Consider the following 524-nt stretch of genomic DNA (forward strand, 5'->3'; position numbering starts at 1 on the left):
CCGAGAAGGTGACGTTCTCACCCACGCTGACGTCATACCCTTTACCGACCAGCAGGGATTTCTGCATGCCAACCTGCGAGGACTGCATCAGTGCCACGGAGGTCTTCATCACCCCACCCACGGTGGTCTGATAAGCCACACCAACCGACAGTGCACGCACAATGCCTACCGTTTCTGCCTGATTCAGCCCGACGGTGACCGACTGGTTCTGTCCGACGGTTTCCTGCTGGTTCTGCACCACCGTCTGTATTTGATTCTGTTTAACGGTAATCACCTGGTTGGCGCCGACAGTTTCGGTGTGGTTCACCTTCACATCGGTGGTGCGGTTGTTCAGCACCTCCGTATCCATGTTCTTCTGCGCATGGATATAGACCTGCTCGTTACCTGTCGCATCGTCAAACCGCAGCTCGTTAAACCCGCTGCCTTTGTAGGTCTTCGAGCGGATGGTCATCTGCGTTTTCGTGCCCGGCAGATCTCCCGGAGAGCGGTTATCTTCATGGTAGGTTCGGCCCATCACGATAGGC

General features: G+C 55.9%; 1 protein-coding gene. It reads right to left on the reverse strand.

Translation table 11 applies throughout. From position 1 onward, the window contains the following. A partial coding sequence (locus tag AC2FAK_RS22970) for a bacteriophage T4 gp5 trimerisation domain-containing protein (RefSeq protein WP_485453333.1) occupies positions 1–524 on the reverse strand: 524 nt, incomplete at both ends.

The sequence above is a fragment of the Enterobacter cloacae complex sp. 394F7 genome (genome assembly GCF_057320385.1).